Here is a 21,614-nt window from a genome sequence, read left to right as displayed (position 1 = left end):
GAGGGGGCGGTGGCCGTGGAAGGCCACCGCCCCCTCGGCGTTGTCGGAGCGCACCACTAGGGTCGGGACGATCCCGATCACCGCCCGCCGGAGGACCCCATGCCCATGCCCGCCCCCGACTTCTCCTGGCACTTCACACCGGGCAACCGGTTCGAGGAGGAGGGCGGACAGGCCGGCACGATGTCCGTGATCCCGGCCGGCGAGCTGTGGCTCCCCACGGGCAGGGTCGTGGCCTGCGATCCCTTCGTCTCGCTCGGCACCGGCGAGTCGGAACCGTTCACCGCGGAGGTCCCGCCCGGCCGCTACCGCGTGGAGTGCGCCGTCGCCACGATCACCGAGTTCGAGGAGGAGAGGGCCGACGACGAGTCGCCGCACCTGCGGATCGCCGCCGCCCGCCTGCTGATCAAGGACGCCGCTCCCGTCGCCTGGGAGATCGCCTACCAGGCCGGCCAGGACCCCGCCTCGCTCGCCGACGACGAGTTCTTCGCCTACGGCGTCGACGCCGGTACCGGCTGCTTCTACGACGCCGCCTGCGACGAGTCCTTCCCCGACTGCGTCGGCGACAAGGGCCCGCTCTGGGACGCCTTCGACGCCGGTGACGACGCCGGCCTCGGCCCGCACACGATCACCGCCCCCGGCACCGGCCACAACCTGATCGCCTTCACGTCCGGCTGGGGCGACGGCGCGTACCCGACCTGGGTCGGCCGGGACGCGGACGGCGATGTCACCTGTTTCGTCACCGACTTCTTCGTCGTCCCGTCGGAGGACGAGCGCGCCGCGGGATGACGCGCGCCGTACCGGAGCCCGGCCCCGACGCGTAATCTCGGCCCCATGCCGATCCGAGCCGTGCTCTGGGACATCGACGACACGATCTTCGACTACGCGAGCGCCGACCGCGTCGGCATGAGCAAGCACCTGGCGCACGAGGGCCTGCCCGAGGGATACGAGAGCCTCGAGCAGGCCCTTGTCGCATGGCGGGCGATCACCGACGTCCAGTGGGCCCGGTTCGCCGCCGGCGAGACCGACTTCCAGGGGCAGCGCCGCGACCGGGTGCGTACGTTCCTCGCCGCCTGGGACATGACCGACGCGGAGGCGGACGCCTGGTTCGGCCGCCATGTCAGGCACTACGAGGCGGCGTGGTCCCTCTTTCCCGACGCGGTGCCCGTTCTGGACCTGCTCGCCCATGACTATCGTCACGGGATCCTGTCGAATTCGAGCATCCACAACCAGGACCGCAAGCTGCGCATGCTCGGCGTGCGGGACCGTTTCGAGGCCGTGGTGTGCGCGGTGGAGATCGGGCTCTCCAAGCCGGAGGCAGGGGCCTTCCTGGCCGCCTGTGAGGCCATGGAACTGGCTCCGCACGAGGTCGCGTACGTGGGGGACCAGCCGGACATCGACGCGCGGGGCGCCGTCGAGGCCGGACTCACCGGGATCTGGCTCGATCGAGCGGGGCTCGGCGGGCGTCCCGAACTGACGAGGATCACCGGTCTCGACGAGCTTCCGGGCCTGCTCCGCGCCGATACCCGTTTTGGAGCGCCGTCCACCTTCGGGTAATGTTCTTCCTGCGCCAAGGAGAGCGGGCCGAAAGCCCGGGAGCCGGAAGCGTAGACCGAACAAAACCCCCAAGCCGGGGGTTGAGTTTTGGTGGCCTATGGTGTAATTGGCAGCACGACTGATTCTGGTTCAGTTAGTCTAGGTTCGAGTCCTGGTAGGCCAGCTCGCAGAGCTTATCTGCAAAGCCCCCGTTGTGTAGCGGCCTAGCACGCTGCCCTCTCAAGGCAGTAGCGCCGGTTCGAATCCGGTCGGGGGTACAGATCCTTCCCGCATGATCATCTGGGTCGCACCCGGTGTGTCACGCGGTGACCACATCCGGCTGCGGCCGGGTGAGGATCGCTAGGGCCCCCGTTGTGTAGCGGCCTAGCACGCCGCCCTCTCAAGGCGGTAGCGCCGGTTCGAATCCGGTCGGGGGTACTGGTCTAAACCACCATGGGCTATGGTGTAATTGGCAGCACGAGTGATTCTGGTTCATTTAGTCTAGGTTCGAGTCCTGGTAGCCCAGCGCGTCGCAGGATGCAGGCCCCCGTTGTGTAGCGGCCTAGCACGCCGCCCTCTCAAGGCGGTAGCGCCGGTTCGAATCCGGTCGGGGGTACAGAGTCCGAAGGGGCCTTCCGAGCAGTCGGAAGGCCCCTTCGGCGTTCCCGGTAAGGCCTCTTCCGGTGACGTTGCGGATGTCCCGGACCCGCTCCATCTCCCGTGCGTCCGGGACGAGTTCGGCGCGAGGGCACAGCAAGAGGCTCCCGCCGCCCTGGGGTGGTGGGAGCCTCGGGGGACCGGCTTCACACAGTGAGAGGCACCGGGTGGATCTCGTCCGCGGGGTGGCCCGTCCGCTCGTGGACACGCTGCACGGCGTCCGCGGAGGGGCCTTCGGACAGGCAGTACACGGTGCCTGTCTCCGGGTCCGCCCACGCGTTCTTGAAGTGCACGCCTTCCTCGCCCTCGATCGCGAGGTCCGCGCGGTGCGCCTCCATCAGCTGATCACTCGTGATGCCCTTCATCCCGCGGTGTACGTCCATGTACTCGGTCATCGCTCCAGCACCTCCGTCGCTCGCAGGTACTTCCATGCTGCACCTGCACGGGCCCGGAAACACCTCCGGCCGGCCCCTGCGGCGTTGAAGGGGCCGGCCGGACGTGGACGTACGGAAGTGGGATCAGCCGTTGCGGCGCAGCGCCTCGCTCAGGCGGGCAGCGGCGTCGATGACCGCCTGGGCGTGCATACGGCCCGGGTGGCGGGTCAGGCGCTCGATCGGTCCGGAGACCGAGACGGCGGCCACCACGCGGTTGGAGGGGCCCCGCACGGGCGCGGACACGGACGCCACGCCCGGCTCGCGCTCGCCGATCGACTGTGCCCAGCCACGGCGCCGTACGCCGGACAGGGCGGTCGCCGTGAAGCGCGCTCCCTGGAGTCCGCGGTGCAGGCGCTCCGGCTCCTCCCAGGCCATCAGGATCTGGGCGGAGGAGCCGGCCTTCATCGTGAGCGTGGAGCCGACGGGCACGGTGTCCCGCAGTCCGGACAGCCGCTCGGCCGCCGCGACGCAGATCCGCATGTCTCCCTGCCGGCGGTAGAGCTGCGCGCTCTCGCCGGTCACGTCGCGCAGATGCGTGAGCACCGGCCCGGCCGTGGCCAGCAGCCGGTCCTCGCCCGCCGCGGCGGCGAGCTCCGCCAGCCGCGGGCCGAGGATGAAACGGCCTTGCATGTCGCGCGCCACCATACGGTGGTGCTCCAGAGCCACTGCGAGGCGATGTGCTGTAGGTCGTGCGAGTCCCGTGGCCGCGACCAGCCCCGCGAGGGTGGCCGGACCGGACTCCAGGGCGCTCAAGACAAGGGCCGCCTTGTCGAGGACGCCGACGCCGCTAGAGTTGTCCATGCAACGATACTCGCGTCTCACTCTGTGAAACGCAAGTTCAATTTTCTCCGGAACTTGCCACGCTGTAGTGGCGGCCCGCGGACCAACGGGCACTGCACAAGATCTCTAGATGCGTCGGCGGCACAGCCGGCCGGAGGGAAAGCGATGGGTAGGACACTCGCGGAGAAGGTCTGGGACGACCATGTCGTCCGGCGCGCCGAGGGCGAGCCCGACCTCCTCTTCATCGATCTGCATCTGCTGCACGAGGTGACCAGCCCCCAGGCCTTCGACGGTCTGCGGAAGAACGGCCGGCAGGTGCGCCGCCTCGACCTCACCATCGCGACCGAGGACCACAACACCCCGACCATCGACATCGACAAGCCGATCGCCGACCCGGTCTCCCGCGTCCAGCTGGAGACCCTGCGCAAGAACTGCGCGGAGTTCGGTGTCCGGCTGCACCCGCTGGGCGATGTCGAGCAGGGCGTCGTGCACGTCGTCGGCCCTCAGCTGGGTCTGACCCAGCCCGGCACCACTGTGGTCTGCGGCGACTCGCACACCTCCACGCACGGCGCGTTCGGCGCGCTGGCCTTCGGTATCGGCACCTCCCAGGTCGAGCACGTGCTGGCCACCCAGACGCTGCCCATGGCCCGCCCCAAGACCATGGCCATCACCGTCGAGGGCGAGCTGCCCGACGGCGTCACCGCCAAGGACCTGATCCTCGCCATCATCGCGAGGATCGGCACCGGCGGCGGCCAGGGCTACGTCCTCGAATACCGCGGCTCCGCCATCGAGAAGCTGTCGATGGAAGCCCGGATGACCATCTGCAACATGTCGATCGAGGCCGGCGCCCGCGCGGGCATGATCGCCCCCGACCGCACCACCTTCGACTACCTCCAGGGCCGCGACCACGCGCCCCAGGGAGCCGACTGGGACGCGGCGGTCGAGTACTGGAAGACGCTGCGCACCGACGACGACGCCGTGTTCGACGCCGAGGTCTTCATCGACGCCGCGGAACTCGCCCCGTTCGTCACCTGGGGCACCAACCCCGGCCAGGGCGCGCCGCTGTCGGCCAACGTCCCCGACCCTGCTTCGTACGAGGACGCGTCGGAGCGCCTGGCCGCGGAAAAGGCCCTGGAATACATGGGGTTGACCGCCGGACAGCCGCTGCGCGACATCAACGTCGACACCGTCTTCGTAGGCTCATGCACCAACGGACGCATCGAGGACCTGCGCAACGCCGCCGCGATCCTGGACGGCCGCAAAGTCGCGGACGGCGTACGGATGCTGGTCGTCCCCGGCTCGGTCCGCGTCGCCCTGCAGGCCGTGGAAGAGGGTCTGGACAAGGTCTTCAAGGAGGCCGGAGCCGAATGGCGGCACGCCGGCTGCTCCATGTGCCTCGGCATGAACCCGGACCAACTCGCGCCCGGCGAGCGCTCCGCCTCCACCTCCAACCGCAACTTCGAGGGCAGGCAGGGCAAGGGCGGCCGCACGCACCTGGTCTCCCCGCAGGTCGCCGCCGCCACCGCGGTCCTGGGCCACCTCGCCTCGCCCGCCGACCTGTCCGAAACCCCTGCGCCCGCCGGAGTCTGAACACCATGGAAGCTTTCACCACGCACACCGGCCGGGCCGTCCCGCTGCGCCGCAGCAACGTCGACACCGACCAGATCATCCCGGCCCACTGGCTGAAGAAGGTCACCCGCGACGGCTTCGAGGACGGCCTGTTCGAGGCCTGGCGCAAGGACCCCGAGTTCGTCCTCAACCGCCCCGAGCGCAACGGCGCCTCGGTTCTCGTCGCCGGACCCGACTTCGGCACCGGATCGTCGCGCGAGCACGCCGTCTGGGCCCTGCAGAACTACGGCTTCAAGGCCGTCATCTCCTCCCGCTTCGCCGACATCTTCCGCGGCAACTCCCTGAAGAACGGCCTGCTGACCGTGGTCCTCGCGCAGTCCGTCGTGGACGCGCTGTGGGAGCTGACGGAGGCCGACCCGACGGCCGAGATCACCGTCGACCTCGAGAAGCGACAGGTCCTCGCGCCCGGAATCACCGCGGACTTCGAGCTCGACGAGAACGCCCGCTGGCGACTGCTGAACGGGCTCGACGACATCAGCCTCACCCTTCAGAACGAAGCGGACATCGCGGCGTACGAGGCGGGCCGGCCGGCCTTCAAGCCCCGGACGATTGACGCCTGAGCAGCGGTTTTCCCGATCTGCGCCCCTCGCCTGAAGGCGGGGGGCGCAGTCGTATGTTGAGGCCCCATGGGGCGACAACTCGCCCCAGATGGCACAATCGGTGCATGGAACGCGACAGCCAACTCGAGCTTTACGAGGCAGTCGCGGCCCGGTTGAAGGAAGCGCACACAACGGTGCGCGAACTGCAAGTCCCGGAGGGCGTAAGGATGGCGCTGTCCCGGAAGCTGCTGGTCATCACGGCGGCGGCGAAGCACGATCTCCCCGGCGCGGCAACGCGTCTGGACCGGTTGCTGAAGGACCTGGAAGAGGGTCGATTCCCCGAAGGCGGCTGACCTCAGAACTCCGCCGAGGTCGACTTCGTTGCGGCACTAGGGTGATTAGCCCGTTTCGTGTTTGATTTGCGGTATATATCTGCCTAACGTGCGAAAAAGCCAGGACGCGATCGTTCCGGCCAAATGTCTCCGAAGGGGAAGACGTGAACAAGGCGCAGCTCGTAGAAGCGATTGCCGACAAGCTCGGCGGGCGTCAGCAGGCCGCTGACGCCGTCGACGCGGTGCTTGACGCGATCGTCCGCGCAACGGTCGCCGGAGACCGGGTCTCGGTCACCGGCTTCGGCTCGTTCGAGAAGGTCGACCGCCCCGCTCGCTACGCTCGCAACCCGCAGACCGGCGAGCGTGTCCGGGTCAAGAAGACGTCCGTGCCGCGCTTCCGCGCAGGGCAGGGCTTCAAGGACCTGGTCAGCGGCTCGAAGAAGCTCCCCAAGGGAGGCGAGGTCGCGGTCAAGAAGGCCCCCAAGGGCAGCCTCTCCGGCCCGCCGCCCACCATCTCCAAGTCCGCGGCCAAGAAGGCCGCCGCGAAGCGGACCGCGGCGAAGAAGACGACCACGGGCGCCAAGAAGACCGCCGCGAAGAAGACCACCGCGGCAGCGAAGAAGTCGACGGCGAAGACCACCGCCAAGAAGACCACGGCCGCCGCGAAGAAGGCGACCCCGGCGAAGACCACCGCCAAGAAGGCCACGGCGAAGAAGACCGCCCCGGCCAAGAAGGCCACGGCCAAGAAGGCGCCGGCCAAGAAGACCACGGCGCGCAAGACCACCGCCAAGAAGACGACCTCGAGGAACAAGTAGCGCCGGGGGCGCGACACCAGGAACAAGCGGCCGAGTGCCGCACAGCCACTCACGCGCCGGGCCGGTCTCCCTCTGGGAGACCGGCCCGCGGCGTGCGGTCCCGCGGCGTTCCCTCGGGACGATCAGGCGGCGCCTGTCAGAACGTGTACAGCGTCACCAGCGTGACGCGGCGGCTCGGGCCCTCACCCTCGGTCTCGATCCGCACCCGCTGCCCCGGCCGCAGCAGCCGCAGGCCGCCCGCGTCGAAGGCCGCCGCGTCGAAGTCCACGGGGGTGCCGTCGTCCAGCAGCACGCTGCCGCTGCGGGTCTCGGGGTCGTAGGTGTACGAGGTCGCCTGCATGGCCGCCAGCCTAGTGCCCCTCCCGGCAAGCTTCGCCCTGTCGCGATCGTCCAGTGCGCACGCTCGCCACGTCGGCCAAAAGCCCTGGCAGCTCCGCTGCCAGGGCTTCCGGCCGCCTTGTGATCACACGCACTTCGATGACGCTCTTGACGGGCGACCACTGCCGGTAGCGGCACTAGTGCCCCTGACCGGCGTGCTTCCTCGGTACGGCGGGAGCGCCGGCCGCGAGGCGGGCCGCGGTGTACCGGCCCACGCCCAGCGCGAGCGCGGCCGCCAGGTCCTCGCCCGTGTCCACGTCCTGGCGCACGGAATCGAGACCGCCGGACATGATTTCCATGGCACCGGAAGCCAAATGCGCAAGGCGTGAAGGACCGCCGAATGCGGGACGCAATTCCGCGCCCGGCCGGGCGCAGAGCAAAGTCGTGCCGATTCCGGCCGCATCCGTCAGAAATGCCCGGGTAAATACCGAAGCCGCCGCCAGCGCCCTCGCCAATTCGGCGGTACGCAATGCGGGCAGGTCGGCGTTGAGCGCGGCGACCGCCGCGGAGGGGCGCCCGGCACGCACCGTTTCCGCGCCGTGCGCCAGCGCCGCGTTGAGGCCCGCCGCCGGGGAGTCCGGCACGATCCTCGCCCCCAGCGCCGAGAGCCCGGCGGCGGCGGTCGGATCGTCCGTGACGACCGCCACATCCCGTACAGCGGGGCAGGCCAGCGCGGCCGCCACGGTGTCCTGGGCGAACGCGAGGGCGAGACGGGGCCGCACCTTGTCGTCCGCCGCTCCCGCCAGCCGGCTCTTGGCCAGGGCCAGCGGCTTCAGGGGTACGACAAGGGACCAGAGGCGGGCAGGTACGGGGACCGGCTCCGTGTCCGTGGCGAACTCTTGGTCCATGCGCATCGGGCCCATTGTCGCCCGGATCTCAGAAGGCCCCGAGGGGAGGGGGCATGGGCGGGGCGTACCGTGTTCTCGACAGACCAGAGGCCTGGGGCGACACTTGACCCCCAGCAGCCAGGCAATAGCCCGGTCGTAAGAGGAAGGTGTCCGAGTGTCCCGCCGTAGAATCGGCTTCTGGTACCGCCTGGCCGCGGTCATCGCAAAGCCGCCGCTGTTGCTTCTGTTCAAGCGGGACTGGCGGGGAACGGAACACATTCCGGTCGAGGGCGGATTCATCACTGCCATCAACCACAACTCGTACCTCGACATGTTCTCGTACGGGCACTTCCAGTACAACACCGGACGGGTCCCGCGGTTCCTGGCCAAGGCCGCGTTGTTCAAGACGCCCGTCGTCGGGGTCCTGCTGCGGGGCACCCGGCAGATCCCCGTCTACCGCGAGTCCTCCAACGCCGTCGGCGCCTTCCGTGCCGCCGTCGACGCGGTCGAGCGCGGCGAGTGCGTCGCCTTCTATCCGGAGGGCACGCTCACCCGCGACCCCGGCATGTGGCCGATGACCGCCAAGACGGGCGTGGCGCGGGCCGCCCTGCAGACGAAGGCGCCGGTCATCCCGGTCGCCCAGTGGGGCGCCAACTTGGCGATGCCGCCCTACGCCAAGGAGAACAAGGTCCGGCTCTTCCCGCGCAAGACGCTCCAGGTGCAGGCCGGTCCGCCGGTCGACCTCTCGCGCTTCTACGACCTGGATCCCACACCGGAAGTCCTGAAGGCCGCGACCGAGGTCATCATGGCCGCGGTCACCGAGCAGCTCGAGGAGCTGCGCGGCGAGAAGGCGCCGGAGAAGCCGTTCGATCTGCGCGAAGTCCGCGCGGAGCAGCGCCGCAAGGCCGCCGGGGAGGAAGCGAAGTGACAAAGCCGGTCAAGGCCGCCGTCTTCGGAACGGGCTCGTGGGGCACGGCGTTCGGCATGGTGCTGGCGGACGCCGGCTGCGAGGTGACCCTGTGGGGACGCCGCGCGAACCTCGTCGACGCCGTCAACACCACCCGCACCAATCCCGACTACCTGCCCGGGATCGAGCTCCCGGAGAAACTGCGGGCCACCACGGACCCGGCGGAGGCGCTGCACGAGGCCGACTTCACCGTCCTCGCCGTCCCGTCGCAGACCCTGCGCGGCAATCTCGCCGCCTGGGCGCCGAAACTGCCCGCCGGCACCGTGCTCGTCTCCCTGATGAAGGGCGTCGAACTGGGCACGGCCAAGCGGATGAGCGAGGTCGTCGAGGAGGTCGCGCACGTGCCGGCCGACCGCGTCGCCGTGGTCACCGGTCCCAACCTCGCCAAGGAGATCGCCCAGCGCCGGCCCGCCGCCGCAGTGGTCGCCTGCCGTGACGAGGCCGTCGCGCAACGTCTCCAGGCCGCCTGCCACACCCCCTACTTCCGCCCGTACACCAACACCGACGTGGTGGGCTGTGAACTGGGCGGCGCGGTCAAGAACGTCATCGGCCTCGCCGTCGGCATCGCCGACGGCATGGGGCTCGGCGACAACGCCAAGGGCTCCCTGATCACCCGCGGCCTCGCGGAGACCACACGGCTGGGCCTCGCCATGGGCGCCGACCCGCTGACGTTCTCCGGGCTCGCGGGTCTCGGCGACCTGGTGGCGACCTGCTCGTCGCCGCTGTCCCGCAACCACACCTTCGGCACCAACCTGGGCCGCGGTATGACGCTCCAGGAGACCATCGCGGTGACCAAGCAGACGGCGGAGGGCGTCAAGTCCTGCGAGTCGGTGCTGGACCTGGCCCGCCGGCACGGAGTGGACATGCCGATCACGGAAACGGTCGTCGGCATCGTCCACGAGGGGAAGCCGCCGGTCGTTGCTCTCAAGGAGTTGATGTCCCGCGCCGCCAAGCCCGAGCGACGCTGACGTCGTTCGAACCAGCGGGTAGTCTCATCGCGATATGAGCACCGAGAACCTCCCCCAGAGCCCCGAGCAGCAGCTCCGCAAGCCGCGCGTAGCCGTCGTCTTCGGCGGCCGCAGCTCCGAACACGGGATCTCCGTGGTCACCGCGGGCGCGGTGCTGCGGGCCATCGACCGCACCAAGTACGACGTCCTGCCGATCGGCATCACCGCCGACGGCCGGTGGGCGCTCACGGCCGACGAGCCGGACCGGATGGCGATCACCGACCGCAGGACGCCGAACGTCGAGGAGCTCGCCGAGTCCGACGAGGGCGGCGTGGTGCTCTCCGTCGACCCCGGCAGCCGTGAGGTCGTCTACAGCGAGCCCGGCTCCGTGCCCAAGGCGCTCGGTGAGGTCGACGTCGTCTTCCCGATGCTGCACGGCCCGTACGGCGAGGACGGCACCCTCCAGGGCCTGCTCGAGCTCTCCGGCGTCCCGTACGTCGGCTCGGGCGTGCTCGCCTCGGCCGTCGGCCAGGACAAGGAGTACATGAAGCGGGTCTTCGTCTCCTTCGGCCTGCCCGTCGGTCCCTACGAGGTGATCCGGCCGCGCGAGTGGGCGAACGACCCGGCGGCCGCCCGTAAGAAGATCGTGGACTTCGCGGGCGAGCACGGCTGGCCGCTGTTCATCAAGCCCGCCCGCGGCGGCTCCTCCATGGGCATCACCAAGGTCGACGGACTCGCGGGGCTGGACGACGCGATCGCGGAGGCGCAGCGCCACGACCCCAAGATCCTGGTGGAGTCCCTGCTGCGCGGCCGTGAGATCGAGTGCGGCGTGCTCGAGTTCGAGGACGGACCGCGCGCCAGCGTCCCGGCCGAGATCCCGCCGGTGACGGCGCACGACTTCTACGACTTCGAGGCCAAGTACATCGACTCGGCGGCCGGTCTGGTCCCCGCCCCGCTCACCGACGAGCAGACCGCCGAGGTGCAGCGGCTGGCGGTCACGGCGTTCGACGCGGCGTCGTGCGAGGGTCTGGTCCGGGCGGACTTCTTCCTCACGGAGGACGGCGAGTTCGTCATCAACGAGATCAACACCATGCCGGGCTTCACCCCGATCTCCATGTACCCGCGGATGTGGCAGGAGAGCGGCGTCGCCTACACCGAGCTGGTGGACCGGCTGATCCAGGCCGCCCTGACCCGCTCGACGGGGCTTCGGTAGGACCCGCAGGTCAAAGCGTGGCCGGGACCGTCTTCTTGACGGGCCCGGCCAGGTCTGTGAGCGGGCCGATGTCGTGCATGTACCGGCTGCCGAGTGTGACCTCCACGTACGTCTCGCGGTACGTGGTGGTGAAGCGGGGACCCTCGTCCCGCTCCTCCAGCAGCCAGTTGACGCCGTCCACCTCGACGCCCTGTCCCTGCGGATCGCTCATCCCCACCGGCCGGGCCACACCGCAGCGCAGTACGATCGCGGCATCGCCCCAGCCGGCGGTGAGTTCGGACGACGGCTCGGGGTCGTCGCGGTCGTGTCCGTCGACCGAGTCCGGCAGCTCCCCGTCCAGCGCACGGCACAGGGCCGCTTCCTCGGCCGGGGGGCTGGGAACCGTGATCGACGCCGACGCGTCCGTGGAGGAGCAGCCCGCGGCGGCCACCAGCACGGCGGCTGCGGACAGGATCAGGGGCCGGCGGCCGAAAGACGTCACCGGCCAAGGGTAGACGGGGGCTAGATGTGCACGACCGGGCAGGTCAGGGTGCGGGTGATGCCGTCCACTTGCTGGACCTTGGCGACCACCATGCGACCCAGGTCGTCGACGGTGTCGGCCTGCGCGCGCACGATCACGTCGTACGGGCCGGTCACATCCTCGGCCTGGATCACACCGGGAATCTTTCCGATGGTCTCGGCGACGGTCGACGCCTTGCCCACCTCGGTCTGAATGAGGATGTACGCCTGTACCACGGAGCCTCCAGGGCGGCACGAGGATCATGTCCCCTACCGTCGGTGGGGAGATCCCAGGGAGAGGGGTCGCCACGGTATCGCGTCGTCGCGGGCCACGGGGAGACCCTCGCGGCGGACGGCGCCCGCAGCGTGGCGTACGGCGAACAGAAGTTGACGTATCTCTTGACGGTACCGACAGCAGTGGCAGCTCGCGACCGCAGCAATCACGCGCGGCGTCCACGACAAGGAGAGGTGACTCGGTGAAGGGAACTGTGGGCGAGTTGGGGGAGTTCGGTCTCATCAAGGAACTCACCGCCAAGCTCACCACCACCCCCGCGGTACGGCTCGGACCGGGCGACGACGCCGCGGTCGTGGCCGCACCCGACCGACGGGTCGTGGCCAGTACGGACATCCTGCTGGAAGGGCGGCACTTCCGCCGCGACTGGTCCACCGCGTACGACGTGGGACGCAAGGCGGCCGCGCAGAACCTGGCCGACATCGCCGCGATGGGCGCCGTGCCGACCGCGCTGCTCCTCGGGCTCGTCGTCCCGGCCGAACTTCCCGTCACCTGGGCCACCGAGCTCATGGACGGCATCCGCGACGAGTGCCAGGTCGCAGGCGCGGCCGTCGTCGGCGGCGATGTCGTCCGCGGGGAGACCATCACCATCGCGATCACGGCACTGGGCGATCTGCGCAACCACGAACCGGTGACCCGCGCGGGCGCGCAGTCCGGCGATGTCGTCGCCTACACCGGCTGGTTGGGCTGGTCCGCGGCCGGGCACGCCGTCCTGTCGCGCGGTTTCCGCTCCCCGCGGGCCTTCGTCGAGGCGCACCGCAGACCGGAGCCGCCGTACCACGCGGGTCCCGCGGCCGCCGGGCTCGGCGCCACCGCGATGTGCGACATCAGCGACGGACTGGTCGCCGACCTCGGGCACATCGCGGAGGCGAGCAAGGTCAGGATCGATCTGCGGTCTGGGCTGATCGACATCCCCACGCAGATGAGCGACATCGGCCAGGCCGTCGGCGTCGACCCGCTGCAGTGGGTGCTGACCGGGGGAGAGGACCACGCGATCGTCGCCACCTTCCCGCCGGACGTGAAGCTGCCGGCCCGCTGGAAGGTCATCGGCGAGGTGCTCAACCCGTCCGCGCTGCCCCAGGTGACCGTCGACGGGGCGCCGTGGACCAGCAAGGGTGGCTGGGACCACTTCGGGGGCATCGAGGACGGCAAGTAGATTTCCGGGTATGGACATACCCCCTCGCGTGCTCACCGTCGCCGGATCCGATTCCGGCGGCGGTGCCGGCATCCAGGCCGACCTCAAGACCATGCTGGCCCTCGGTGTGCACGGCATGAGCGTGCTGACCGCGATCACCGCCCAGAACTCGCTGGGCGTCCAGGGCGCGTGGGAGCTGCCCGTCGAGGCGGTGCGCGCCCAGTACCGGAGCGTCGTCGACGACATCGGCGTACAGGCCGTGAAGACCGGGATGCTGTCCTCCGCCGAACTGGTCGTGACCGTGGCGGAGCTGCTCGCCGGCACGGACGCGCCCGTGGTCGTCGACCCGGTCGGCGTCTCCAAGCACGGTGACCCGCTGCTGGCGGCCTCCGCGCTCGATTCGGTACGGACGAAGCTGCTGCCGGCCGCGACCGTGGCCACGCCCAACCTCGACGAGGTGGCTCAGCTGACCGGCATCGAGGTCCGCGACGAGGCCGGCATGCGCCGGGCCGCCGAGGCCGTACTCGGATTCGGGCCCCGCTGGGCGCTGATCAAGGGCGGTCATCTGGCCGGCGACGCCGTGGACCTGCTCACGGACGGCGACGAGGAGCACTGGCTGCGCGCTCCCCGCCACGACAACCGCCACACCCACGGCACGGGCTGCACGCTCGCGTCCGCGGTGGCCTCGGGTCTGGCACAGGGGAAGACCGTCCCGGAGGCCGTCCTCGCGGCCAAGGAGTACGTCACGGGGGCGATCGCGGCAGGCTTCGCGCTGGGCTCGGGCATCGGTCCGGTGGATCACGGCTGGCGCTTCCGCTGAAGCGCCCGGCGCCCCCGGTGAACCCGCCCGCGAGGTCCCGGCCGGTCGCCGAGCACGGCAAAAAGCCGGTCCACCGAGGTGGACCGGCTTTTCAAGGCAACCGGAGGGCTGCGCTACGACGAGACGTCGGCGGGATCATCCCCGCTGACGCGGGGAGCATCACTTAGCGCGAGACCTTGCCGGCCTTGATGCACGAGGTGCAGACGTTGAGCCGCTTCGGCGTCCGACCGACCACTGCACGCACACGCTGGATGTTCGGGTTCCAGCGACGGGACGTACGGCGGTGCGAGTGCGAAATGTTGTTGCCGAAGCCCGGCCCCTTGCCGCAGACGTCGCAGTTGGCAGCCACGGGTCACTCCAAAGACTTCAGATGCACTTACGGTGAATCCGGCGCGCCGGAATCAGTAGATCTGAAGTGGCTTGCCGGGGGAATGGCCCGACTCTCATCGGGCAACTGGAGCAGCATACATCCACTGCTTCCGAGAGACGAAACTAGCATGCTGCCGCCGCCCCCCGCCCTGCTCACCGGCGGCGGCCTGGGTCTACGCTGCGGGACGACCCGCAGCCCGAGGCCCCGCCGGCCACCAGGATCTGCCCGGCCGCTCAAGGAGGATCACCAGGTGCCGCAGAGTCTCGACGCCTCGGCCGTACGCGACTGGTGCTCCCTGGCGCTGGAGTCCCTGGGCCGGGAGCGCGAGGACATCGACGCCATCAACGTCTACCCCGTCGCCGACGGGGACACCGGCACGAACCTCTACCTGACCGTGGAGTCCGCCGCCCAGGCCGTGGAGGCCGTGTTCGCCGCCCACGAGACGGGGCACACCTCACCGGCCCTCGCCGACGTGATCCGGGCCATGGCCCACGGCGCCCTCATCGGCGCCCGCGGCAACTCGGGCACGATCCTCGCCCAGCTCCTGCGCGGCATGGCCGAACGGCTCGGTGACGGAGATCACCTGGCCGGGGCGCTGCGGCGGGCATCGGAACTGGCGCGTGAGGCGGTGGCGCACCCCGTCGAAGGAACGATCCTCAGCGTCGCGAGGGCCGCGGCGGACGCCGCGGAGAACGCCCCCACCGACGCCCTGAGAGCCGCCTACGCGGGCGCGCGGGCGGCGCTGGCCGCCACACCCGGCCAGCTCGCCGTGCTGGAACGCGCGGGCGTCGTGGACGCCGGCGGACAGGGACTGCTGACCGTCCTCGGGGCACTGGTGCAGGCGGTCTCCGGCGAGGCCCCGCCGGCCACCTCGCCCGCTCATGCCCGCCCCGCCCGGCAGGACCCGAGCGCCGAGCCGTGCGCGGACAGCGGCCCCGCCTTCGAAGTGATCTACCTCTTGGAGGCGGACGACGAGTCCGTCGCCCGGCTGCGGGCACGCCTCGACGGGCTCGGCGACTCCCTCGTCGTCGTCGGCGGCGACGGCCTGTGGAACGTCCACGTCCACGTGGACGACGCCGGTGCGGCCGTGGAGGCCGGTGTCGAGGCGGGGCGGCCCTACCGGATCCGCATCACGCACTTCGACACCGCGGCCGGTCCCGCCCCCCGGGAGCAGGCCCAGCGGGCGGTCGTCGCGGTGGTGCAGGGCGAAGGGCTGGCGGACCTGTACCACCAGGCCGGTGCGACCACGGTCCTGGCCCGGCCGGGGGAGCCGCCGGCCAGCGGCGAACTCGTCGAGGCGATCCGCCGGGCGCACGCCCGCGAGGTCGTCCTCCTCCCGAACGACACGTCCCTGCGCCACACGGCCGCCGCGGCCGCGGAACAGGCCCGCACGGCCGGCGTCCGCGTCGCCCTGATCCCGACCCGCTCCGCGGTCCAGGGCATCGCGGCCCTCGCCGTCCACGCGCCGGACCGCCGCTTCGACGAGGACGTCGTCGCGATGACGGCCGCAGCCGGGGCGACGCGCTACGCCGAACTGGCCGTGGCGGAACACCGGTCGTGGACCTCGGCGGGCGTGTGCCAGGCCGGTGACGTCCTGGGCCTGATCGACGGCGACGTCGCCGTCATCGGCGAGGACCTCACCGCGACGGCGCTGACCCTGCTGGACCGCATGCTCTCCTCCGGCGGCGAACTGGTCACGCTCGTCCTGGGCGCCGCTGCGCCGGAGGGCCTGTCCGACAGGCTGGAGTCCCATGTCCGCGAGGGCTACTTGGCAGTGGACACGGTCACGTACGAGGGCGGCGGGGACAGGTCGACGCCGCTGCTGATCGGCGTGGAGTAGCGGGGGTTCGGTCCGCCGCGCGGGGCCTGTTCCCCACCCCGCCTGTTCCCGCTGCACCGATGTGCGCCTCCGCCGCGTCGGGGCTTCGCCTGGACCGGGTATCGCGCTTCGCGCTGCGGTGTTCGGGGGCTTCGCCTGGACCCGGTATCGCGCTTCGGGCCGCGGTGTTCGGGGGCTTCGCCTGGACCCGGTATCGCGCTTCGGGCCGCGGTGTTCGGGGGCTTCGCCCGGACCGGGTATCGCGCTTCGCGCTGCGGTGTTCGGGGGCTTCGCCTGGCCCGGGTACCGCGCTTCGCGCCGCGGTGTTCGGGGGGCTCCTCCCCCTACGGCCTGGCGGCCGTGGGTGGTGCCCCCAGCAGGGCTGGAGTTGCCCGGCAACGCCGGAGCCGCCGGCAGGGCGTGAGTTGTCGGCGTGGCTGACGTCGCGGAGCGAAAGCTTCCGCCGCCAGAGCGCGGGCTGGAGTGCCGCGCAGCGGCATGCCCAGCCGCCGGGCCCGCCTCCCACGGCCGCCAGGCCGTAGGAGGAGTTCGAGGGCGCCGCCCGCGGGGCCGTACGGGGTCTGGGGCCTGCCCCGGTTCGGGAAGGGGCGGGGTGGGGAAACGCCCCGCGCAGCGGCCACGCCCCCACCCACCGTCACACCCCGGCAACCTCCGTCAGCACCGCCCGCGCCTCCGCGCAGCGCGACTCCGCGGTCTCGTCGGCCGGGCCGTCACCGGAGCCCTCGTACGTCGCCAGGACCCCCCGCGCGAGCGCCACCGCCGCCGGCGCGTCACCGAGCGAGGCGTGCAGCCAGGACGCCATGAGCTGCGCGCCCGTGCGCAGGTCGGTGTACTCCTCGCCCGCCTCCTCGAAGACCGACACCGCACGCACGACGAGGGCGACCGCCTCCTCGTACGCGGCCCGTGCCGAGCCGTCCGTGTCGTCGTCCCCGGGCTCGCCGTCGCAGGAGCTCGCGATCAGGTCGCCGGTCTGGCGGTAGGTGTCCGCCAGTTCGGCACGCAGCGCGGCACGGACCCCCGCGTCCGCGTCCGCGTCCGCCGACGCGGCGAGCGCCGACTCGCACTCCGTCGCCGCCGCCGTCATCAGCTCGCGCGCCGCGCCGATTCCCGCCTGTCCCTCCCGTACGGCGATCCACGCCCGGACCCGCAGCGTGCGCACGAGCGCGTGCACGTCGCCGAGGTCCCGCCACAGGTCGCCCGCACGCCGGTAGGCCAGTTCCGCCTGCGGGTTCAGCTGCGCACGGAAGAGGGCCTGCCCGGCCAGGTTCGCGAGCATCGCGTGGTCCCGTTGTTCCGGCCAGCCGCGTGCGATGTCCGCCGCCTTCAGCCAGTGCTCGGCGGCTTCCCGTGGCTCGCCCAGGGCCGTGCAGCAGTCGCCCAGCCACCACAGGGTCTGCACGATCATGCCGTCGCCGTGGTCCTGCTCGGTCAGGTCGGGCAGTACGGACTCCAGCACGGCCGCCGCCTCGTCGGCCCGGCCCAGTTGGAGCAGGAACCCACCGAGCCGGTGCCGTGCGTACGCGCCGTTGCCGGCGCCTTCGCCCGCCTCGTCGGCCCAGTGCGCCGCTTCGAGCGCGTGATCGGCCGCCTCGTCGAGCTTGCCGGCGTCGGCGAGCGTCTCGACGAGCTGGAGGTGCAGGCGGGCCCGCCCGCCCGGACCGGCGAAGGGGGCCGCGTGTTCCAGTACCGACCGCGAGGCCCGTTCGGCGGTCTCCAGGTCACCGAGGTGCCTGCTGACGCCCGCCAGTTGGCTCTCCGGCTCCACGGCGAACCACGGCCGGCCCGCCCGGACGTAGGCGTCGGCGGCGCGCGTGTACAGCTCGGCCGCCCCGGGCGCGTCGCCGCGGAACGCGGTGACGTTGCCGAGGTAGCCGAGCGCCTCGCCGACGACGACGCCGACCCCGGGCTCCGCCTGCTCCGGCTCCGCGAAACCGAGGAGCGCGTGCACCGCCTCTTCCAGGGATGTGACGGCCGCCTCCACGGCTTCCTGGACCTGCATGCCGCCGATCATGTCGTTGAGTATCCGCACCCGGCAGAGCAGCGCCCGGCCCGTCTGCCGCGCGGTGGACCGGCCCTCCGCGTGCAGGGCGAGCGCCCGGTCGCAGGGCTCCTGCACGGCCTCCAGCGCCTCGGCGGGCCGCCCGTCGAGGCTGACGCAGTAGGCGGCACGGGCCAGGGCGGAGGCCGCGCGACCGGGCTCGCCGGCCGACTCGTACAGCCCGGCCGCGGAGGTGAACAGCCCGATCGCCTCGGCCGGCGGTGTCGCGGGTGCCATTCCGCGGTGCTCGTCGATCTCCGCCCGCTCGAGGACGGCGAGTTCGGTGCCTTGCCGGTCGGCCGCCTCGGCGACGGCGGCCCACGCGTCCGTCGCGTGGGGATGCTGGGCCTCGGAGAGCCTGCGCGCCTCGGCCAGCAGGCCCGCCAGATCCTCACCGGCACCGGCACCGGCACCGGCATTGGCGCCCGCCGCGCCGGACGCCGCGGCCGGTGCCTCGCGCGGCGCGGGAACCGGCCGTACCGAACGGACGCCGAGCGGCAGCCGGTCCAGCAGCGGCGCCCGGTCCATGCGTTCCGCGCTCTGCTCGCTGAAGTACGTGTTGCCGTTGCGCGCGTCGAACCTGGCGGCGATGGCGCGCGCCTCCGTACGCGCGTGGACGGCCAGTTCACGGACGGTCCAGGGCCGGCCGCCGGGGCCGGTCAGGCTCGTGCCGCCGTGTCCCAGCGCGATGAGCCGGTCGGTGAGCAGCGCGGTGACCTCCAGATAGCTGAGCAGACTGCTCGGCTCTCCGGTGTCCGTGAAGTACGAGGGACGCTCGGCCAGGATCTCCAGGCCGCGCGCCTCGTTGCCGGTCAGCGCGCAGAACTCGACATGCCGGGCGACGGCGCTGCGCATGCTCTCCTTGGAGCGCGCCAGCCGGTAGCCGCGCAGATGATGGGCGCGGGCCTCCTCCGCGCGCCCCAGCCGCAGCAGGGGCAGCAGCGAGGCGGCGAGCACGGCGTGCGGCTCGTGCGCGCAGGTGAACTCGCCCTCCAGCACCGGCCGCCAGGTGACGAGCGCACCCTCGTCGTCGCCGCACTGGGCCTGCCACGAGCCCTGTGTCCGCAACTCGCAGGCATGGCAGTCGCTCTTGTCGTCCCGGTCGGCGGCCTGCCAGGCGTCGTACGCCCGCTGGGCGCGTTCCAGGTCGCCGACGTGCCGGGCGATCCGCATCTCGCCCTGCCGCACCGCGCGCTCCGAGTGACCCGCGAGCCGGTAGCGGTGCTCCATCTCCGCCTGCCACTTCTCGATGGAGGCGAGCGGGATGTGCGGCTGGTCGACCATGCCGCTGGAGACCCACTTGAACATCCAGAACAGGGAGTGGACCTGCCGCCGGCCGAAGTCCTCGGGCCGGTCGTCCCACATCCGCAGCAGCCGCGCGAAGGGGACGAACATCTTGTCCGCCTCCGAGCTGTAGTTGTAGACCTGCATCAGATGGTCGAGGCCGTCGATGACGAGTGACGTGTCGCCGAGCTGCTCGATCTGGGCGAACAGCCGCTCCGCGCGGGCGTTGCGCGCCGGCCCCTCCGGCTCACGGTCGTTGTCGCACAGCGCCTGGCGCAGCGCTTCGGCGTCCATGGGGGTGTCGAGGCTCATCGTCCGTTCTCCTGGTCGTGGGTGGCCCACTCCAGCAGGCCCATGAACGCGCGGTTGAGGAGCGCGGAGTCGGCCGGCCGCAGCGGTCGCTGGGCCATCAGCAGGGCCTGCCCGTACAGCGCTTCGGTCGCCGTCCCCGCCAGTTCCCCGTCCAGGGAACCGATCCTGCGGATCAGCGGGTTGAGGTGGTTGAGCACGAGCCGCGCACGGGGCGCGCTGCCGCGCAGCGACCCGAGGATCCCGGCCCACAGGTCGTCGGCCTGGGCCTCTTCCTCCGCGCGGGCCTGCTCGTGCCGTGCGGCCCGGTCGTCGAGATGGAGCGCCGGCACGGTCAGCGGGTGGAAGGCACGCAGCACCACGTCGCAGCCCAGCGGCTCCAGCCTGGTCCGCGCGGCGGCCAGGAAACCGGCGAGGGCCAGCTCCTCGGCGGGGTCGACCGCGTCGAGGTGCGCGGTGACCGTGTCGGCGTCGAGTTCGGCGACGACCGTGCCGGGCCGGACCTCGGGCAGACGCTCGACCAGTTCGCTGTCGTAGGTGTAGCCGCCGTTGATCAGGCCGATTCCTTGCGCCGAGGCGATCGGGGCGACCTGCCGGTACTCCTCGACCGTCCGGGCGAAATGCACCACCGGGTGCCGCTGGGCGAACTCCTCCAGCGACAACCGCCCGTCCGTCGTCTCGAACGGCAGCCACGGCAGCATCGTGCGCAGCATGTCGCTGTCGTGCCGGGCCAGCGACTTCACGCCGAGGTGGTGGACGGACAGGAACTGCGCCAGCCGCTCCGGGTCCCCGGCGGCGAGCCCCGTCAGCCACTCCCGGATCCGGTCGCCGAGCGCCTCGCGTACGGCGGCGAGCGTCTCGTCCGCGTACAGCGACTCGCGCGAAGCCGTCGGGCGCAGGCTGTCGGTGTCGATGACGCACCGCACGAAGAAGGCCCAGTCCGGCAGGAGTTCGTCGGCCCGGTCGGTGAGCAGCATGCCCTTCAGATGCACCCGGTGCCCGGAACGCTGCGCGGGGCTGACCGCGGACGGCAGCACGTACGCGACCCCGCGGACACCGGCGACCGGCAGCGTGAGGTCCACCGAGTCGAGCGGGGTGAAACCGAACACGTCGTGGCAGTGGCGCGCGAGAGCCACCCGCCGCGCCGCCGGACCCGGGTACGCGCGGTCCCAGGGCGCCGGCAACTCGCTCACCGGGGTGTCGCCCACCCGGACGTCGTACGGCAGCAGCGACCCGAAGTCCCGGGCCAGGGCGGTCACCCGTTCCTCGGTGAGCCAGTCGGCGGTACCGGGCCGGGGAGCGAGGTACACCGTCGTGCCGGGCTCCGGCCGGGCACTGTCGGGCAGGGTCCGCACCGTGTACGACCCGTCGTCGCGGGCCGACCACTCGACGGGCGGCGCCCCTGGCGTACGGGCGCTGCGGCTCACCACCCGTATCTCGGCGGCCACGACGAAGCAGGCGAGCAGCCCGATACCGAACTGGCCGAGGAACCCGGCCCGTGCGGACTCCAGCCCCTCGCGCTTGGAACTGCGGCCGATCGTCGCGAGCAGGCTGTGCAGGTCCGTCTCGGTCAGGCCGATGCCCGAGTCCTCGACGCGCAGGCCGCCGCCGGTGGCGTACAGCCGCACCCGCGCGGGCGCCCCGGGGTCCTCCGCACGCCTGGCGGTGATCGCGTCCACGGCGTTCTGGAGGAGCTCGCGCAGATAGACCCGCGGGCTGGAGTAGAGATGGTGGGAGAGAAGGTCCACCAGGCCGCGCAGATCGACCTGGAAGGTGTGCGGTGTCGTCGTACCGCCGGACGGTGTCGTCTCAGATGTCATCGTCGCTGCGCCGGTGGGGGGTCGGGCGACGGCGCGGGTCGGGCGATCCCGTACGGCGGTGATCGCGAAAGGGGCGGAAGAGGGGCCATCGTAGGGCTCGCGGCGCCGCGTTGACCAGGAGTTATCAACAGGTGTGCGACGACTGTCGGTGGAGTGG

Annotated in this window: 21 protein-coding genes and 5 tRNA genes; 17 read left to right on the top strand and 9 right to left on the bottom strand. The window is 71.5% G+C overall.

The genetic code is table 11. The annotated features are described in order from the left end of the window. Window positions 1-99: 99 nt before the first annotated feature. From AB0K36_RS25555 to AB0K36_RS25525, 7 genes are all read left to right on the top strand, one after another. Window positions 100-786 (top strand): DUF4241 domain-containing protein, encoded by a 687-nt coding sequence (locus tag AB0K36_RS25555; protein WP_364598607.1) that lies wholly within the window; start codon window positions 100-102, stop codon window positions 784-786. A 45-nt stretch (window positions 787-831) separates the two neighbouring features. Beyond that, on the top strand, window positions 832-1,554 hold the full coding sequence (locus AB0K36_RS25550) for an HAD family hydrolase (protein WP_364598605.1): 723 nt from the start codon (window positions 832-834) through the stop codon (window positions 1,552-1,554). A gap of 91 nt (window positions 1,555-1,645) precedes the next feature. Then, window positions 1,646-1,717 (top strand) — tRNA-Gln (locus AB0K36_RS25545). Window positions 1,718-1,738: 21 nt separating this feature from the next. Beyond that, window positions 1,739-1,811, top strand: a tRNA-Glu gene (locus tag AB0K36_RS25540). Between the two features lie 87 nt (window positions 1,812-1,898). After that, window positions 1,899-1,971 (top strand) — tRNA-Glu (locus AB0K36_RS25535). A 16-nt stretch (window positions 1,972-1,987) separates the two neighbouring features. Next, window positions 1,988-2,059, top strand: a tRNA-Gln gene (locus AB0K36_RS25530). Between the two features lie 17 nt (window positions 2,060-2,076). Then, window positions 2,077-2,149: transfer RNA gene (locus tag AB0K36_RS25525), tRNA-Glu, on the top strand. 187 nt (window positions 2,150-2,336) lie between these two features. Here the strand turns inward: AB0K36_RS25525 and AB0K36_RS25520 are convergent. Both AB0K36_RS25520 and ndgR read right to left on the bottom strand, forming a co-directional pair. Further along, window positions 2,337-2,585: an SCO4226 family nickel-binding protein gene (locus AB0K36_RS25520; RefSeq protein ID WP_189473403.1), complete on the bottom strand. Its 249-nt coding sequence runs from the start codon at window positions 2,583-2,585 to the stop codon at window positions 2,337-2,339. Window positions 2,586-2,708: 123 nt separating this feature from the next. Then, a complete protein-coding gene (gene ndgR, locus AB0K36_RS25515; RefSeq protein WP_005311436.1) occupies window positions 2,709-3,425 on the bottom strand; it encodes an IclR family transcriptional regulator NdgR in 717 nt (238 codons plus the stop codon). A 144-nt stretch (window positions 3,426-3,569) separates the two neighbouring features. On the opposite strand from ndgR, the gene leuC reads away from it, so the two are divergent. The 4 genes from leuC (at window position 3,570) to AB0K36_RS25495 (ending at window position 6,719) form a co-directional block, all read left to right on the top strand. Further along, window positions 3,570-4,994, top strand: coding sequence for a 3-isopropylmalate dehydratase large subunit (gene leuC, locus AB0K36_RS25510; RefSeq protein ID WP_189473402.1), 1,425 nt, complete (start codon window positions 3,570-3,572; stop codon window positions 4,992-4,994). Between the two features lie 5 nt (window positions 4,995-4,999). Further along, window positions 5,000-5,593 carry a 3-isopropylmalate dehydratase small subunit gene (gene leuD, locus AB0K36_RS25505; RefSeq protein WP_364598601.1) on the top strand — a complete coding sequence of 198 codons (594 nt, stop codon included), beginning with the start codon at window positions 5,000-5,002 and terminating at the stop codon, window positions 5,591-5,593. A gap of 104 nt (window positions 5,594-5,697) precedes the next feature. Then, entirely contained in the window at window positions 5,698-5,925 is a 228-nt protein-coding gene (locus AB0K36_RS25500; RefSeq protein WP_189473400.1) for an SCO5555 family protein, read from the top strand. Between the two features lie 143 nt (window positions 5,926-6,068). Continuing rightward, window positions 6,069-6,719: an HU family DNA-binding protein gene (locus tag AB0K36_RS25495; RefSeq protein ID WP_189473399.1), complete on the top strand. Its 651-nt coding sequence runs from the start codon at window positions 6,069-6,071 to the stop codon at window positions 6,717-6,719. A 136-nt stretch (window positions 6,720-6,855) separates the two neighbouring features. On the opposite strand, the gene AB0K36_RS25490 is transcribed toward AB0K36_RS25495, so the two are convergent. Together AB0K36_RS25490 and cofC are read right to left on the bottom strand one after the other, a co-directional pair. Then, window positions 6,856-7,059: a hypothetical protein gene (locus AB0K36_RS25490; RefSeq protein ID WP_364598599.1), complete on the bottom strand. Its 204-nt coding sequence runs from the start codon at window positions 7,057-7,059 to the stop codon at window positions 6,856-6,858. A gap of 175 nt (window positions 7,060-7,234) precedes the next feature. Beyond that, window positions 7,235-7,951, bottom strand: a complete 717-nt coding sequence (gene cofC, locus AB0K36_RS25485; protein WP_364598596.1) for a 2-phospho-L-lactate guanylyltransferase — start codon at window positions 7,949-7,951, stop codon at window positions 7,235-7,237. Between the two features lie 148 nt (window positions 7,952-8,099). Here cofC and AB0K36_RS25480 point away from each other — a divergent pair, with 148 nt between their 5' ends. The 3 genes from AB0K36_RS25480 to AB0K36_RS25470 are packed head-to-tail and all read left to right on the top strand — an operon-like array spanning window position 8,100 to window position 11,051. After that, the gene (locus AB0K36_RS25480; RefSeq protein WP_189473396.1) at window positions 8,100-8,852 is read left to right on the top strand and encodes a lysophospholipid acyltransferase family protein; all 753 of its coding nucleotides are present in this window, start codon (window positions 8,100-8,102) and stop codon (window positions 8,850-8,852) included. Next, entirely contained in the window at window positions 8,849-9,859 is a 1,011-nt protein-coding gene (locus AB0K36_RS25475; RefSeq protein WP_364598593.1) for an NAD(P)H-dependent glycerol-3-phosphate dehydrogenase, read from the top strand. Before AB0K36_RS25480 ends, AB0K36_RS25475 begins: the two co-directional genes overlap by 4 nt. Window positions 9,860-9,893: 34 nt before the next feature. After that, window positions 9,894-11,051 (top strand): D-alanine--D-alanine ligase family protein, encoded by a 1,158-nt coding sequence (locus AB0K36_RS25470; protein WP_364598590.1) that lies wholly within the window; start codon window positions 9,894-9,896, stop codon window positions 11,049-11,051. Window positions 11,052-11,061: 10 nt separating this feature from the next. Here AB0K36_RS25470 and AB0K36_RS25465 read toward each other — a convergent pair whose 3' ends face one another. Further along, the gene (locus tag AB0K36_RS25465; protein ID WP_364598587.1) at window positions 11,062-11,532 is read right to left on the bottom strand and encodes a DUF3515 domain-containing protein; all 471 of its coding nucleotides are present in this window, start codon (window positions 11,530-11,532) and stop codon (window positions 11,062-11,064) included. 20 nt (window positions 11,533-11,552) lie between these two features. Further along, the gene (locus tag AB0K36_RS25460) at window positions 11,553-11,786 is read right to left on the bottom strand and encodes an Lrp/AsnC family transcriptional regulator (RefSeq protein WP_159686611.1); all 234 of its coding nucleotides are present in this window, start codon (window positions 11,784-11,786) and stop codon (window positions 11,553-11,555) included. 239 nt (window positions 11,787-12,025) lie between these two features. Between AB0K36_RS25460 and AB0K36_RS25455 the strand changes: the two genes are divergently transcribed. Both AB0K36_RS25455 and thiD read left to right on the top strand, forming a co-directional pair. Next, window positions 12,026-12,997, top strand: a complete 972-nt coding sequence (locus tag AB0K36_RS25455; RefSeq protein WP_159686608.1) for a thiamine-phosphate kinase — start codon at window positions 12,026-12,028, stop codon at window positions 12,995-12,997. Window positions 12,998-13,007: 10 nt separating this feature from the next. Next, window positions 13,008-13,796 (top strand): bifunctional hydroxymethylpyrimidine kinase/phosphomethylpyrimidine kinase, encoded by a 789-nt coding sequence (gene thiD / locus AB0K36_RS25450; protein WP_364598583.1) that lies wholly within the window; start codon window positions 13,008-13,010, stop codon window positions 13,794-13,796. Between the two features lie 163 nt (window positions 13,797-13,959). Here the strand turns inward: thiD and rpmB are convergent, their stop codons facing one another. Then, entirely contained in the window at window positions 13,960-14,145 is a 186-nt protein-coding gene (gene rpmB, locus AB0K36_RS25445; RefSeq protein ID WP_003957616.1) for a 50S ribosomal protein L28, read from the bottom strand. Between the two features lie 271 nt (window positions 14,146-14,416). Here rpmB and AB0K36_RS25440 point away from each other — a divergent pair, with 271 nt between their 5' ends. Beyond that, window positions 14,417-16,006 carry a DAK2 domain-containing protein gene (locus AB0K36_RS25440; RefSeq protein WP_364598580.1) on the top strand — a complete coding sequence of 530 codons (1,590 nt, stop codon included), beginning with the start codon at window positions 14,417-14,419 and terminating at the stop codon, window positions 16,004-16,006. Window positions 16,007-16,640: 634 nt separating this feature from the next. On the opposite strand, the gene AB0K36_RS25435 is transcribed toward AB0K36_RS25440, so the two are convergent. Both AB0K36_RS25435 and AB0K36_RS25430 read right to left on the bottom strand, forming a co-directional pair. Next, window positions 16,641-19,640 carry a tetratricopeptide repeat protein gene (locus AB0K36_RS25435; RefSeq protein ID WP_364598577.1) on the bottom strand — a complete coding sequence of 1,000 codons (3,000 nt, stop codon included), beginning with the start codon at window positions 19,638-19,640 and terminating at the stop codon, window positions 16,641-16,643. Continuing rightward, window positions 19,637-21,457 carry an HSP90 family protein gene (locus AB0K36_RS25430; protein ID WP_364598574.1) on the bottom strand — a complete coding sequence of 607 codons (1,821 nt, stop codon included), beginning with the start codon at window positions 21,455-21,457 and terminating at the stop codon, window positions 19,637-19,639. Before AB0K36_RS25430 ends, AB0K36_RS25435 begins: the two co-directional genes overlap by 4 nt. Window positions 21,458-21,614 lie beyond the last annotated feature (157 nt).

Source organism: Streptomyces kurssanovii, from assembly GCF_040677245.1.
Taxonomy (GTDB): domain Bacteria; phylum Actinomycetota; class Actinomycetes; order Streptomycetales; family Streptomycetaceae; genus Streptomyces; species Streptomyces kurssanovii.
Note: the sequence above shows the minus strand (reverse complement) of the source record. Positions and strands in the feature narration are given on the sequence as shown.